The sequence below is a fragment of the Micromonospora sp. CPCC 205739 genome (genome assembly GCF_036906795.1).
In the GTDB taxonomy this organism is placed as follows: Bacteria; Actinomycetota; Actinomycetes; order Mycobacteriales; family Micromonosporaceae; genus Micromonospora.
Genome location: NZ_JBAKHS010000020.1, coordinates 76667 through 90318 on the forward strand (window position 1 = coordinate 76667; position 13652 = coordinate 90318).

At 73.3% G+C, this 13652-nt stretch carries 13 protein-coding genes; 5 read left to right on the forward strand and 8 right to left on the reverse strand.

The features are described from left to right. Nucleotides 1-47 precede the first annotated feature (47 nt). The 3 genes from V6U88_RS24270 to V6U88_RS24280 form a co-directional block, all read right to left on the reverse strand. Nucleotides 48-428: a hypothetical protein gene (locus V6U88_RS24270; protein WP_334456417.1), complete on the reverse strand. Its 381-nt coding sequence runs from the start codon at nucleotides 426-428 to the stop codon at nucleotides 48-50. Between the two features lie 107 nt (nucleotides 429-535). Beyond that, a complete protein-coding gene (gene clpB, locus V6U88_RS24275; RefSeq protein WP_334456419.1) occupies nucleotides 536-3127 on the reverse strand; it encodes an ATP-dependent chaperone ClpB in 2592 nt (863 codons plus the stop codon). Between the two features lie 85 nt (nucleotides 3128-3212). Then, the gene (locus V6U88_RS24280; RefSeq protein WP_334456421.1) at nucleotides 3213-3854 is read right to left on the reverse strand and encodes a TetR/AcrR family transcriptional regulator; all 642 of its coding nucleotides are present in this window, start codon (nucleotides 3852-3854) and stop codon (nucleotides 3213-3215) included. Between the two features lie 82 nt (nucleotides 3855-3936). Here V6U88_RS24280 and V6U88_RS24285 point away from each other — a divergent pair, with 82 nt between their 5' ends. Beyond that, nucleotides 3937-5073 carry an epoxide hydrolase family protein gene (locus V6U88_RS24285; protein ID WP_334456423.1) on the forward strand — a complete coding sequence of 379 codons (1137 nt, stop codon included), beginning with the start codon at nucleotides 3937-3939 and terminating at the stop codon, nucleotides 5071-5073. A 74-nt stretch (nucleotides 5074-5147) separates the two neighbouring features. Here V6U88_RS24285 and V6U88_RS24290 read toward each other — a convergent pair whose 3' ends face one another. After that, a complete protein-coding gene (locus V6U88_RS24290) occupies nucleotides 5148-6245 on the reverse strand; it encodes a hypothetical protein (protein WP_334456425.1) in 1098 nt (365 codons plus the stop codon). 32 nt (nucleotides 6246-6277) lie between these two features. Between V6U88_RS24290 and V6U88_RS24295 the strand changes: the two genes are divergently transcribed. The 3 genes from V6U88_RS24295 to V6U88_RS24305 all read left to right on the forward strand — a co-directional run bounded on the left by V6U88_RS24295 (nucleotide 6278) and on the right by V6U88_RS24305 (nucleotide 8593). Then, entirely contained in the window at nucleotides 6278-6778 is a 501-nt protein-coding gene (locus V6U88_RS24295) for a cation:proton antiporter regulatory subunit (protein ID WP_334456427.1), read from the forward strand. Nucleotides 6779-6783: 5 nt separating this feature from the next. Beyond that, nucleotides 6784-7989, forward strand: a complete 1206-nt coding sequence (locus V6U88_RS24300) for a cation:proton antiporter (protein WP_334456429.1) — start codon at nucleotides 6784-6786, stop codon at nucleotides 7987-7989. A 172-nt stretch (nucleotides 7990-8161) separates the two neighbouring features. Beyond that, on the forward strand, nucleotides 8162-8593 hold the full coding sequence (locus V6U88_RS24305) for a hypothetical protein (RefSeq protein ID WP_334456431.1): 432 nt from the start codon (nucleotides 8162-8164) through the stop codon (nucleotides 8591-8593). Between the two features lie 43 nt (nucleotides 8594-8636). Here the strand turns inward: V6U88_RS24305 and V6U88_RS24310 are convergent, their stop codons facing one another. Further along, nucleotides 8637-9272, reverse strand: a complete 636-nt coding sequence (locus tag V6U88_RS24310) for a TetR/AcrR family transcriptional regulator (protein ID WP_334456434.1) — start codon at nucleotides 9270-9272, stop codon at nucleotides 8637-8639. Between the two features lie 73 nt (nucleotides 9273-9345). Here V6U88_RS24310 and V6U88_RS24315 point away from each other — a divergent pair, with 73 nt between their 5' ends. Continuing rightward, complete coding sequence (locus V6U88_RS24315; RefSeq protein WP_334456436.1) at nucleotides 9346-11505, forward strand: MMPL family transporter; 2160 nt, start codon at nucleotides 9346-9348, stop codon at nucleotides 11503-11505. 92 nt (nucleotides 11506-11597) lie between these two features. On the opposite strand, the gene V6U88_RS24320 is transcribed toward V6U88_RS24315, so the two are convergent. The 3 genes from V6U88_RS24320 to dnaJ form a co-directional block, all read right to left on the reverse strand. Continuing rightward, nucleotides 11598-11807 carry a hypothetical protein gene (locus tag V6U88_RS24320; protein ID WP_334456438.1) on the reverse strand — a complete coding sequence of 70 codons (210 nt, stop codon included), beginning with the start codon at nucleotides 11805-11807 and terminating at the stop codon, nucleotides 11598-11600. Between the two features lie 173 nt (nucleotides 11808-11980). Then, complete coding sequence (locus V6U88_RS24325; RefSeq protein ID WP_334456483.1) at nucleotides 11981-12421, reverse strand: heat shock protein transcriptional repressor HspR; 441 nt, start codon at nucleotides 12419-12421, stop codon at nucleotides 11981-11983. Nucleotides 12422-12450: 29 nt separating this feature from the next. After that, nucleotides 12451-13635 (reverse strand): molecular chaperone DnaJ, encoded by a 1185-nt coding sequence (gene dnaJ, locus V6U88_RS24330; protein WP_334456440.1) that lies wholly within the window; start codon nucleotides 13633-13635, stop codon nucleotides 12451-12453. Nucleotides 13636-13652: the final 17 nt, after the last annotated feature.

Below are 13652 nucleotides of genomic sequence, written 5' to 3' on the forward strand. Positions count from 1 at the left end.
ACGGTCTGCCCGCCGTTCGCCGCAGCCCCGTTCGGTCGGACTCCGGCCTACGTTCCGGCAAGCCGGTCGGCGGCGTACCCGCGCAGGGTGGCGTTGCCCATCACGCAGCCGGTGAAGGTGGTGAACTCGCCCTCGTCGTCGCGGAGCGACGCCCAGGCGTCCCGGGCCGCCGCCGGGTCGACCCGCTCCAGCAGGCTCGCCGCGTACGCCTTTCCGGCCGGCGAGCCGCGCCGGAGCAGCCAGTCGACCTTCTCGCGCGCCTCGTCCGGGTGGGCGTGGAGCGCCTCCTCGACCCGCCGGTACGCCTCGGTCACGGGCAGCAGCGTGCCCGCGATCCCCACCCCGCCGAAGGCGAGCGTGTCCGCCCCGGCGAGTTCCTTCACGGCCGCGTCCAGCTCCTTGTCCCTGCTCTTCCCGATCCCGAACATGCCCCCATCCTTTCCCCGTCCCGCCGGCCCCCACCCTGTTGATCACCCTCGGATACGCGGACGGGCCCGCCGGGTGGGGCGGGCCCGTCCGGTGCGCACCGGCTGGGTCAGGCCGAGGTGACCGAGAGGGCGTCCTTCGTGTCGGCGAGATCGACCTTGACGGTGTCGCCGTCGCGGATCGCCCCCGCCAGCAGGGCCCGGGCCAACTGGTCGCCGATGGCGGTCTGGACCAGGCGGCGCAGCGGGCGCGCGCCGTAGATCGGGTCGTAGCCGTGCTCGGCGAGCCACCCCCGGGCCGCCTCGGTGATCTCCAGGCCGAGCCGGCGGTCGGCGAGCCGCCGCCGCATCCGGGCGAGCTGGATGTCGACGATGGAGCGCAGGTCGTCGCCGCGCAGCGCGGCGAAGACCACGATGTCGTCGAGGCGGTTGAGGAACTCCGGCTTGAAGTGCGAGCGGACCACCGCGAGAACCCCCTCGCGGCGCTGCTCCTCGGCCAGCGTCAGGTCGCTGATCACCGACGACCCGAGGTTGGAGGTGAGGATCAAGATCGCGTTGCGGAAGTCCACCGTGCGGCCCTGGCCGTCGGTGAGCCGGCCGTCGTCGAGCACCTGGAGCAGGATGTCGAAGACGTCCGGGTGGGCCTTCTCGACCTCGTCCAGCAGGATCACCGAGTACGGCCGGCGGCGCACCGCCTCGGTGAGCTGGCCGCCCTCCTCGTAGCCGACGTACCCGGGCGGAGCGCCGACCAGGCGGGCGACGGAGTGCTTCTCGCCGTACTCGCTCATGTCGATGCGGACCATGGCCCGCTCGTCGTCGAAGAGGAACTCGGCGAGCGCCTTGGCCAGCTCGGTCTTGCCGACACCGGTCGGGCCGAGGAAGAGGAAGCTGCCGGTGGGGCGGTCCGGGTCGGCGACGCCGGCCCGGGCGCGGCGGACCGCGTCGGAGACCGCGCCGACCGCCTCGGCCTGGCCGACCACCCGCGAGCCCAGCGACTCCTCCATCCGGAGCAGCTTGGCGGTCTCACCCTCTAGCAGCCGTCCGGCGGGGATGCCGGTCCACGAGGCGACCACGGCGGCGATGTCGTCCGCGCCGACCTCCTCCTTGAGCATCGCACCGTCGGCCTGGAGCCGGGCCAGCTCCTCCTCGGCCGTGGCGAGCTCGGCCTTGAGGGCCGGGATGCGGCCGTAGCGCAGCTCGGCGGCGCGTTCCAGCTCGCCGTCGCGCTCGGCCCGCTCGGCCTCGCCGCCGAGCCGCTCCAGCTCCTCCTTGGCGGTGGAGAGCTTGGTGATGTGGCTCTTCTCGGTCTGCCAGCGCTCCGAGAGCGCGGTGAGCTGCTCCCGCTTGTCGGCCAGCTCCTTGCGCAGCCGCTCCAGCCGCTCGGCGGAGGCGGCGTCCGGCTCCTTGGCCAGCGCCATCTCCTCGATCTCCAGCCGGCGGACGGCCCGCTCGATCTCGTCCACCTCGACCGGGCGGGAGTCGATCTCCATGCGGAGCCGGGAGGCCGACTCGTCGACCAGGTCGATCGCCTTGTCGGGCAGGAACCGGTCGGTGATGTAGCGGTCGGAGAGGGCGGCGGCGGCGACCAGCGCGGCGTCGGTGATCCGTACGCCGTGGTGCACCTCGTAGCGCTCCTTGAGGCCGCGCAGGATGCCGATGGTGTCCTCGATGGTCGGCTCGCCGACCAGCACCGGCTGGAAGCGGCGCTCCAGCGCCGGGTCCTTCTCGATGTGCTCGCGGTACTCGTCGAGGGTGGTCGCGCCGACCATCCGCAGTTCGCCGCGGGCCAGCATCGGCTTGAGCATGTTGCCGGCGTCCATCGAGCCCTCGCCCTTGCCGGCGCCGACGACGGTGTGCAGTTCGTCGAGGAAGGTGATGACCTGGCCGTTCGAGTTCTTGATCTCCTCCAGTACGGACTTCAGCCGCTCCTCGAACTGGCCCCGGTACTGCGCGCCGGCGACCATCGCGCCGAGGTCGAGCGAGACCAGCTTCTTGTCCCGCAGCGACTCGGGCACGTCGCCGGCGACGATCCGCTGGGCCAGGCCCTCGACGATCGCCGTCTTGCCGACGCCCGGCTCACCGATCAGCACCGGGTTGTTCTTGGTCCGGCGCGAGAGCACCTGGATCACCCGGCGGATCTCCGAGTCCCGGCCGATCACCGGGTCGATCTTGCCGTCCCGGGCGCTGGCGGTCAGGTCGACGCCGTACTTGGCCAGGGCCTGGTAGGTCTGCTCGGGGTCGGCGGTGGTGACCCGACGGTCACCGCCCCGGACGGTCGGGAAGGCGGCCACCAGGTTCTCCTCGGTGGCCCCGACGGCCTTCAGCGCGCCGGAGACCGCGCCACCGACCCGGGCCAGGCCGGCGAGCAGGTGCTCGGTCGAGGTGTACTCGTCGCCCAGCGGTCGGGCGATCTGCTCGGCGGCGCCGATGGCGTTGACGAACTCGCGGGCCAGCGTGGGCTCGGCGATGCTGGAGCCCCGGGCGGCGGGCAGCGCGTCGATCGCGCGCTGGGTGACCCGGCGCAGCTCGGCCGGGTCGGCCCCGACGGCGCGCAGCAGGCCGGCGGCGGTCGAGCCGTCGGTGTCCAGCAGGGCCAGCAGCAGGTGCCAGGGCTCCACGGTGGCGTGGCCGCGCTGGTTCGCCAGCGCTACGGCACCGGTGATGGTCTCGCGGCTCTTGGTGGTGAGACGTTCCGTGTTCATGGGCTCCCCTGGATCGGCGTGTCCACTAGGAAGGACGAAACCAGAGTTGAGCCTATTCCGCTCAACTCCAGCCTTGTGAGCGGGGTCACTCCGCGCGTCGCCAACGCCAGTCGAACTCCCCGGCGGCGGGCGGCGGTCCGGGCAACGGCGGATCGGTGACGCGGAGGCCGGCCAGCAGCACCGCGAGATGCCGCCGCCGCAACTGCCGGGTCCGCTCCGGATCGGGTACGCGGATCGCCGCGCACCCTTCCAGCAGCAGTCCGACGTCCTGCAGCACCAGGTCGGGTCGGAGCCGCCCGGCATCCCGCGCCCGCGCCACCAGCGCCGCGGTGAGCTCGTTGGCCCGCGCCGCGTCCCGGCCCATCTCGGGAGTCGGGGTGAAGGTGCCGGCCAGGTGCACGGTCAGCGAGTGCACGTCGGCATCGACGACGCGCTCCAGGAAACCGGCGAAGGCGGACCAGTCGTCCGGGTCGCCGGCCGCCTCCTCGGCCGCCTCGATGAACCGCCGCAGCCCGTCGTGGCAGAGCTTGCGCAGCAAATCCTCCTTGCCGGCGTACCGCCGGTAGAGGGCGCTGATGCCGACGCCGGCGCGTTCGGCTACCGCGGCGATCGGGGCCTTCGGATCGGCGAGGAAGACCGCGCGGGCGGCCTCCAGGATCACCGCGTCGTTGCGCGCCGCCTGCGCGCGCCTCCCGGCGAGCGGCGGGGTGTCGGTCGGGTTCGGCATGACCCGAGGATAACAGTGGAACGGATCGTTCCGCTCTGCTATGGTGGAACGGAACGAAACATTCCGTTCTGAGGAGCAGCGCATGTCCGCCACCGCCGTCCGCCCGTTCCGCGTCGACATTCCGCAGACCGCCCTCGACGACCTCGCCGACCGGCTCCGCCGCGCCATCTGGCCCGGCGAACTCCCCGGCGTCGGCGACGCGTACGGCACGACCACCGACCGGGTGCGCAACCTGGCGACGTACTGGCTGGAGAAGTTCGACTGGCGGGCCGTCGAGGCGCGGCTGAACGCCCACCCGCAGTTCGTCACCGAGATCGACGGCGAGGACATCCACTTCCTGCACGTCCGGTCGTCCCGCACCGACGCCACGCCGCTCGTGCTCACCCACGGCTGGCCCGGCTCGGTGGTGGAGTACCTCGACGTGATCGCCCCGCTCACCGAACCCACCGACCCAGCGGCGCCGGCGTTCCACCTGGTCATCCCGTCGCTGCCCGGCTTCGGCTTCTCCGGGCCGACCCGCACCGCCGGCTGGAACCGCTACCGCACCGCCCGGGCCTGGGCGGAGCTGATGGCCCGGCTCGGTTACGACCGCTACGGCGCGGTCGGCAACGACGCCGGCTCGATGATCTCGCCGGAGATCGGCCGGATCGACGCGGCGCACGTGCTCGGCGTCCACGTCACCCAGCTCTTCTCGTTCCCGTCCGGGGACCCGAGCGAGTTCCAGGACCTCTCCGAGGCCGACCAGGCGGCGCTCGCGCACCTTCAGTGGTTCTTCGAGAACAAGTTCTCCTTCAACCAGGTGCAGAGCCAGCAGCCGCAGACCCTGGCGTTCGCGCTGGCCGACTCGCCGGTCGGCCTGCTCGCCTGGAACGGTCAGCTCTTCGACCGGAGCCTGGACCCCGACTTCGTGCTCGCCAACGTGGCGATCTACTGGTTCACCGGCACGGCGGCCTCGTCGATGCGGTTCTACTGGGAGGACGCGCACACCACCGAGCACCCGACCGGGCCGACGACGAGCCCGACCGGGCTGGCGATGTTCCCCGGCGACTTCCAGTCGATCCGCCGCTTCGCCGAGCGGGACCACGCGAACATCGTGCGCTGGACGGCGTACCAGGCCGACGTCGAGGGGCGCGGCGACGTGGGCGGGCACTACGCCGCGCACGAGGCGACCGACGTGCTGGTCGCCGACATCCGGGAGTTCTTCGCGGCGCTGCGCTGAGCCGACGGTGTGCCCGTGCCCGGTCGGGGATCCCCGGCCGGGCACGCCGCCCGTCCCACCCCGATGGTCGCCCGTCAGTCGCCGCCGACGGTCACCCGCACCCAGCGCCGGTCCGTGCCGGCCCCGGTGCCCAGCACCACGTCCGCCGGCCCGCGGGCGAAGACGGTGCCGTCGTCGAGGGTGGTCAGGTAGTGCTCCGGGCCGACCGGCCAGGCGACCGGGGTGTACCGGCCGTCGATCACCACGCCGGCCCCGTACGGGCCGGTCACCGCGACCCGGCCGGCGCCGATCGGGGCGACCGACCGGATCCGGGAGGGGTAGGACTGCACCGGCACCGGCACCCAGCGTCCCTGCCACCGCCAGAGCGCCGGGAAGTCCAACCGGTCCGACCGCTCACCCACCAGCCAGACCTGGCCGTCCGGGGCGACCTGCGCCCGCAGGACGGCGACCGTGCCGTCGGGCGCCGGCACCGGGGTCCGCTGCCAGCTCCGACCCCGGTCCGTGGAAACCGCCGCGTACGGGCCGTCGTCCCCCACCCCCGCCGCCACCAGCAGGTCGGTGGAGGACGCGACGGTGTTCAGCCCCGGCACGGGCGGCTGGGCGGCGAGCGGGCGCAGCGCCGCGCCGTCCCACTCGCCCACCCGGCCGGTCTCCTCGATCACCTGGAACCGTCCCTGCGCGGCCCGCCACGCGGGCGGCGCCCCGTCGGTCCGCACGAAGCTCGCGCCGCCGTCGGTCGAGGTGTACCAGCCGTGCGGCTCGGCCCAGAGCGTCACCAGCCCCGGCGCGGTGTAGAGCTGCTGGTTGTCGGCCACCGGTCGCGGGTGGGGCACCCGCAGCCAGGAGCGGCCACCGTCGAGGGTGGAGAAGAGCACCGCCGGGCAGTCCCGGTCCGGCGGGCCACCGTCGCAGCTGCCGAAGAGCGCCCAGCCGTGCGCGGCGTCGGAGAACTCCACGAACGGGTCGTCGTACCGTTCGGCGACGGCGACCCGGACGGCGCGTACCTCGTCGACGCCGGCGGACGGCGGCGGTGTCGGCACCGGCGCGGCGGAGTGGGACGGCGGCGCGGAGCGGGACGGCGGGTCGCGGCGGATGTCGCCGATCGCCGAGCAGGCCACCAGCGCCGGGACGGCCAGCAGGGCGACCAGCGCCCGCCCGACTCGACAGATCATGACCGCCTCCTCGGGAGAGTAGCCTTGCCCGGGTGCGAGTACGTGTCGAACAGACTGCCCTACCGGGAATCGGCGTACGTCACGATCTGGTGACGGAATCGGGTCGGCGACTGGGCGTGGTCTCCCATCGCAACGGCCGTCGTGACCTCGTCCTGTACGACCCGGACGATCCCGACTCCTGCCAGGCGGACATCCCGCTCACCGACGACGAGGCGGAGGCGCTCGCCGACATCCTCGGCGCGTCGCTGATGCTCGGCCAGCTCTCCGGCCTGCGCGAGCAGGCGGCCGGGCTGCTCACCGAGCAGATCGCCATCCCGGCGGGCTCGAAGTACGTCAACAAGCGGCTCGGCGACACGCAGGCGCGTACCCGCACCGGCGCCTCGATCGTGGCGGTGCTCCGCCAGGGCGAGGTGAACGTCTCGCCCGATCCCACCTTCCGCTTCGCGGCCGGTGACGTGGTGGTCGTGGTCGGTACCCGTAAGGGTCTCGACGGGGTGACCGCCATCCTCGCCGACAGTGACCCGGACGGCTGAGGCGGATGCACGAAACCACCACACTGCTCGTCGAGGTCGGCGCGCTGCTGCTGCTCCTCGGGCTCCTGGGCCGGCTCAGCCGGCGGTTCGGGGTCTCCCCGATCCCCCTCTACCTCCTCGCCGGTCTGGGCTTCGGCCACGGCGGCCTGCTGCCCCTCAACGCCAGCGAGGAGTTCTTCGCCGTCGGCGCCGAGATCGGCGTCATCCTGCTGCTGGTCATGCTGGGCCTGGAGTACAGCGCCAACGAACTGGTCGGCAACCTGCGCTCGGCCGCGCCGGCCGGGCTGATCGACGCCCTGCTCAACGCGCTGCCCGGCTTCGCCTTCGCGCTGCTGCTCGGCTGGGACTGGGTGGCCGCCGTGGTGCTCGGCGGCATCACCTGGATCTCGTCCTCCGGGGTGATCGCCAAGGTCCTCGGCGACCTGGGCCGGGTCGGTAACCGGGAGACCCCGGTGATCCTCTCGGTGCTGGTCATCGAGGACCTGGCCATGGCGCTCTACCTGCCGCTGGTCACCGCGCTGCTGGCCGGCGTCGGGCTGGTCAAGGGTGGCATCGCCCTCGGCATCGCGGTGCTCACCGTGGTCGTCGTCCTGGTGGTGGCCATCCGGTACGGCCACCTGATCTCCTCGGCGCTCTCCGCCAAGGATCCGGAGGCGCTGCTGCTCGGCGTACTCGGGCTGACCCTGCTGGTCGCCGGTGTCGCGGCCAAGCTCCAGGTGTCGGCCGCGGTGGGGGCGTTCCTGGTCGGCATCGCGCTCTCCGGGCCGGTCGCGCACCACGCGACCGAGCTGCTCTCCCCGCTGCGGGACCTCTTCGCGGCGGTCTTCTTCGTCTTCTTCGGCCTGGTCACCGACCCCCGGGACATGCCGCCGGTGCTGCTGCCGGCGCTGGCCCTGGCCGTGGTGACGATGGGGACGAAGCTGCTCACCGGCTACCTGGCGGCCCGTCGGGCGGGCATCGCCGAGCCCGGTCGCTGGCGGGCCGGCTTCGCGCTGATGCCGCGCGGGGAGTTTTCCATCGTCATCGCCGGCCTGGCCGTCGCCGCCGGCACCGTCGAGCCCCGGCTGGCGGCGCTCGCCACGGCGTACGTGCTGATCACGGTGGTGACCGGGCCGATGCTGGCGCGGCTGCCCGACATGGGCTGGTTCAAGGTCTGGCTGCGGCGGCGGGCCGCGATCCGCCGGCCCGAACCGGTACCCACCACCGACTGACCGTGCCCCGGCCGGGTCGGCCGTACGGACGACCCGGCCGGTCCGGCCGTTGCCGAATTGCTCCCGACAAGCCCTTCCGCCAGCCCACCGGTGACGGCTACCGTTCTGCCCCAGCAAGCCAGGGGTCCGCGGGTGGCCGGTGCGCCCCGCGGGCGCGAGCGGAAGGTTGCCGGTGAGCGTGCAGGATTCGACGTTCCACGGCTTTGCCAACCCCGTCGACCCGTCGCCGGCGGAGTTGCGGGCCTGGGCCTACCACCCGGACTCGGTGCCGCTGGCCTCGATGCCGCCCGACTGGGATCTGCTCGTCGCCGGTGACCACCTGGTGCTCACCCTCTTCGACCTGGCGATGGACCCGGCCTGCCCGGCCCGCCGGTTCGCCCTGCACTGCCTCTACATCTACGCGGCGGACGGCATCCGGACGAACTTCCGCGCCCACCCGAAGCGCCGCTTCCGCAAGCTGGTGGAGCAGGCCGAGCGGGAGGGCGACGAGCTGATGCGCAACTGGGCGCACAACAGCCGGGTGCTGCTGGCCCGGCAGGACCTCTTCGTCTACCACGACTGGTGTGAGGGCGGCCTGGTCCGGGAGAACCGCCGGATCGGCTAGGCCACCGTGGGGTCACCCCGCCGCCCCGACCCCTCGCGCCGCCTCAGCTCGCGCCGATGCCGGCCACGGCGACCTCGACCGCGCGGCGCAGTTGCGCCAGCACCGGCCCGGGGTCGCCGGCGAACAGCTCGTCGACCTGCTCCGGCGCCTGCACCAGCGAGAGCATCGTGTTGACCACGGCACCGACCAGCGCGCCGACCACGGCGGCCGCCTCGACCCGGTCCAGCCGGTCGGGGAACGCCGCGTGCAGTCGGGCCGCCAGCCGCTGCTGGGCGGAGAGCATCCGTTGCAGCGCCATGCCCTGCACGGCCGGCACCGAGAAGACCATCCGCAGCCGCACCGGCACCGCGCGGTCGAAGACCTGGCCGAACTGTTCGGCGCGCTCGAAGACGGCGGCCATCGCGCGCACCAGGACGTCGACGGGGGCGTCCTCCGGGCCCCGCTGGTCGATGACGGCGAAGGCCAACGCCAGCCGGTCCTCGGTGTCCGCGAAGAGGATCTCCTCCTTGCTGGGGAAGTAGCTGAAGAAGGTACGGGCCGACACGTCGGCCCCGGCCGCGATGTCGGCGATCGTCGTCTCGTCGTACCCGCGTTCCTCGAAGAGCCCCAACGCCGCCGTGATCAACGCCTGGCGCGTGCGTTCCTTCTTGCGCTCCCGCAGCCCCGGACCGGTCGTCATACCGACAGATTACTGCACCCCGCGCTTTTCTTCATTTGTTGCAATTTTGCAGTCGTTGTGGTTTTCTGTCGCCATGGAACGCATCCTCGACCGGCTCGGCCGGGCCACCGCCGGGCACCCGTGGCGCACCCTCGCTGCCTGGTTGCTGGCCGCCACCGCCCTGCTCGGTCTGGGGCAGGCGGCCGGCGGCACCTTCGTGAACGACTTCCGGATCCCGGGTGCCGAGTCGCAGCAGGCCGCGGACCTGGCCCGAGCGGCCTTCCCGGAGTACGGGTCGGCCAGCGCCGAGGTGGTCTGGCACAGCCCCGACGGGGACCTGCGGGCAGCAGACCGCCACGCGGCGATCGCGGCGATGACCGCAGCCGTCCGCCGCCAGCCGGGGGTCACCACCGTCGAGGACCCGCTCGCCGGTCAGGGGGTCCTCAGCCCGGACGGGCGCACCGCCATCGGCACCGTCCGGTACGGCCCGGAGCTCGGCGACCTCGGGCCGGAGGCGTACCACCGGCTCGACGCGGCGGCGGAGCAGGCCAGGGCCCGGGGCGTGGAGGTGACCTTCCGGGGGCTCGTCGTCGACCTGGCGTTCGAGCCCCGCACCGGCCCGGCCGAGGCGGTCGGCCTCGGCGTCGCCCTGCTGGTGCTGCTGGTGGCCTTCGGCTCGGTGGTCGCCGCCGGGCTGCCGGTCCTGGTCGCCCTCGCCGGGCTGGTGGTCGGCACCGCGCTCGTCCTGATCGCGAGCTCGCTGACCGAGATCCCCAGCGCCGCACCGATCGTGGCGGTGATGCTCGGCCTCGGCGCCGGCATCGACTACGCGCTCTTCGTCGTCACCCGCTACCGCGCGCACCTCGCCGCCGGGCTTGCGCCGGTAGCCGCCGCCGGACGGGCGGTCGCCACGGCCGGTCACGCCGTCCTCTTCGCGGGGGCGACCGTCGTGGTCGCCATCCTCGGGCTGCTCTTCACCGGCATCCCGTTCGTCGGCGCGATGGGGGTCGCCGCCGCACTGACGGTCACCGCCATGATGCTCGCCGCCCTCACCCTCCTTCCCGCTCTCCTCGGCCTCCTCGGACCCCGCGTCAACCACTGGCCCCTGCCGCGCCTCCGTCCGACCACCGCCGCGAACCTCCCGACCGACTCGGCCGACGGTGGAGGGTGGTGGGTGCGGTGGGGCCGACGGGTGGACCGGCGGCGAGTCGCCTACGGGGTGGGAGCCGCGATCGTGCTGCTGGGGCTGGCGGCGCCGCTGCTGACGCTGCGACTCGGCACGCCGGACGACGGGAACCAGCCGGACCGGTGGCCGCAGCGGCGGGCGTACGACACCGTGCAGCGGGAACTCGGACCCGGGTGGAACGCCCCACTGGTGCTGGCGGTGACCCGCCCGACCGACGGCTCACTCGCCCGGCTGACCGGAGCGCTCGCCGCCGACCCGGAGGTCGCCCTGGCCACCCCACCGGTACGCAGCCCCGACGGCACGCTCGCGCTGCTCACCGTGGTGCCCCGGCACGCGCCGCAGGACCAGCAGGTCAGCGACCTGGTGCACCGGATCCGACGTACCGTCGGCGCGGCGGCGCCGGACGGGGCGCGGGTGGCGGTCGGTGGCCAGACCGCGTACATGATCGACATGGCCGACGCGGTCACCGGCCGGCTGCCCTGGGTGGTGCTCGGCGTGGTGCTGGCCGCCGGCCTGCTGCTGCTGGCGATGTTCCGTGCCCCACTGATCGCGCTGAAGGCCGCGGTGATGGCACTGCTCTCCATCGGCGCCGCGTACGGCGTGCTGGTGGCAGTCTTCCAGTGGGGCTGGGGCCTGTCCCTGCTCGGGATCGACCGGCCGGTACCGATCATGTCGGTGGTGCCGATGCTGCTGTTCGCGATCCTCTTCGGGCTCTCCATGGACTACGAGGTGTTCCTGCTCGCCTCGGTGCAGGAGGAGTACCGCCGCACCGGCGACCCGCACCGTTCGGTCGTGGCCGGGCTGGCCGGCACCGGTCGGGTGATCACGGCGGCGGCGACCATCATGGCGGCGGTCTTCGTCAGCTTCGCCAGCATCGACGACACCCTGGTGAAGATGATCGGGATCGGGCTGGCCACGGCGGTGCTGGTGGACGCGACCGTGATCCGGGTGGTGCTGGCGCCGGCGGTCCTCGGGATGCTGGGGCACCGGGCCTGGTGGCCGCTTCGTCGGCCGCCCTCCGACGAGCCCGCACCGGACCCGTCGGCCGCATCCTCGACACCCGCCTGACCACCGCCCACGCTCCGCGCGTCCCGGCCCCGTCCCTGACGGCGAACGGGCCGGGACCCCCCGTGGGTCCCGGCCCGCACGTCGGCGGATCGTCAGCGTTCCGACCCACCCTGCTTCCGGCGTCTCACCTCTTCGCGCCCCTGGTCGACGCCGTGGTCGACCTGGTCGCTGAATCTGCCGTTCCTGATCTCCTCGGAGAAACCGCCCTTGGTGACCCGGTCGAATCTCCGCCGGACATTTTCGGCCACCTCGTCGAGCCGGGCCTCCGTCTGCTCGGCAACCCTCTTCGCCGATTCCGTCATGGCTCCCCCTGCCATCGGAGTCCGGATTGAGTTGGTTGGACCTGAATTTGAGGCTAACGCAAGGGTCCTGATCGTCGCCGAAAAACCGGGGAACCGGCAGCGGTCAGCTCACTGCCGGCACGGCGCGGACGGGTGCGCCCGGCCACCCAGAGGGCGGCCGGGCGCGGCAGGAGTCAGCGGTCGGGCGTACGGCGGGGACGCCAGACGACCAGCGCGGTCGAGGTGCGGTTGGTCGGCACCAGGTCGCCGCGGGGGAAGGTGGCCAGCGACTCCAACTCGGCGATCCGCCGATACGCCGCGTCCAGCTCCGCCTCCAGCCGGGCCACCCGCTGCTGCGCCTGCTCCAGCAGGCGTTCCAGGCCGATGATCCGCTTCACCCCGGCCAGGTTGATGCCGTCGTCCTGGCTGAGCCGCTGCACCTCGCGCAGCAGCACCACGTCGCGCACGCTGTAGCGGCGCCCACCGCCGGCCGCCCGTCCGGCCTGCACCAGGCCCAGCCGGTCGTACTGGCGCAGGGTCTGGGGGTGCATCCCCGCCATCCGCGCCGCGACCGAGATCATCAGCACCTTGGCCTCGTAGGCAGGGTCACCCGAACCGACGAACTCGCCCGACATCCCGCTCACCTCCGCACCCGATCCACCGGTCAATCGACCCGACGCACCCGCGCGTCGAGATGTTCCCGAGCCGCCGGCGGAGTCTGCTCGGCGAACGACTCCAGCGTCGCCCGCGCCTCGTCCGACACCATCGCCGGCACCACCACGTCCAGCGTGACCAGCAGGTCACCGGCCCGACCGTCGCGCCGGACCACGCCCTTGCCCCGGGCCCGCAGCACCCGCCCGGACGGCGTACCCGGCGGCACCCGCAGGGTCACCGCACCGTCGAGGGTGGGTACCCGCAGGTCGGTGCCGAGCACCGCCTCGGCGAAGGTGATCGGCACGGTCAGGGTCAGGTCGTCCCCGGTACGCCCGAACAGCTCGTCGGGGCGGACCTTCACCTGCACGAACAGGTCACCGGCCGGGCCGCCGCGGTCGCCCGGCTCGCCCCGCCCGGCCAGCCTGATCCGCTGGCCGTCGGCCACCCCGGCGGGGAAGCGGACGTTCAGCGTGCGGGTCTTGGTGACCCCGCCGGTGCCCTGGCACTCCGGGCACTTCTCCTCGACGACGGTGCCCACGCCCTGACAGGTGCGGCACGGCTCGGAGAAGCTGAACGAGCCCTGGTTGCGGGTGGTCACCCCGGCGCCGTGGCAGACCGGGCAGGCCTTCGGCCGGGTACCCGGCTTCGCGCCGTCGCCGTGGCAGGTGTCGCAGACCCCGGGGGCGCGCAGCGTCAGCGGGACGGTCACCCCGCGTACCGCGTCGTCGAAGTCGAGCGCCACCTCGGTCTCCACGTCCCGGCCCCGGGCCGGGCCACGGGGACGCGCCGGGCCACCGGCCCCACCGCCGGAGAAGATCGAGCTGAACAGGTCGGTGAAGCCACCCCCGCCGAAGCGGGTGTCCGCGCCGGCGCCACCGCCGCCGAACAGGTCGGAGACGTCGAACGGCACCCCGCCGGGCTGCCCGGCCCCGCGGGCGCCCCGCCGGAACGCGCCCGAGCCGAACAGCGACCGCATCTCGTCGTACTCGCGGCGCTTGGCCTCGTCGCCGAGCACCGCGTACGCCTCGGAGACGGCCTTGAACCGCTCCTCGGCCTTCGGATCGCCCGGGTTGTGGTCCGGGTGCGACTCCCGGGCCAGCTTCCGGTACGCCTTCTTGATCTCGTCCGAGGAGGCGGACTTCTGCACGCCGAGCATGGCGTAGTAGTCCTTCTCGATCCAGTCCTTGGAACTCACCGGTCCACCCCCTTCCG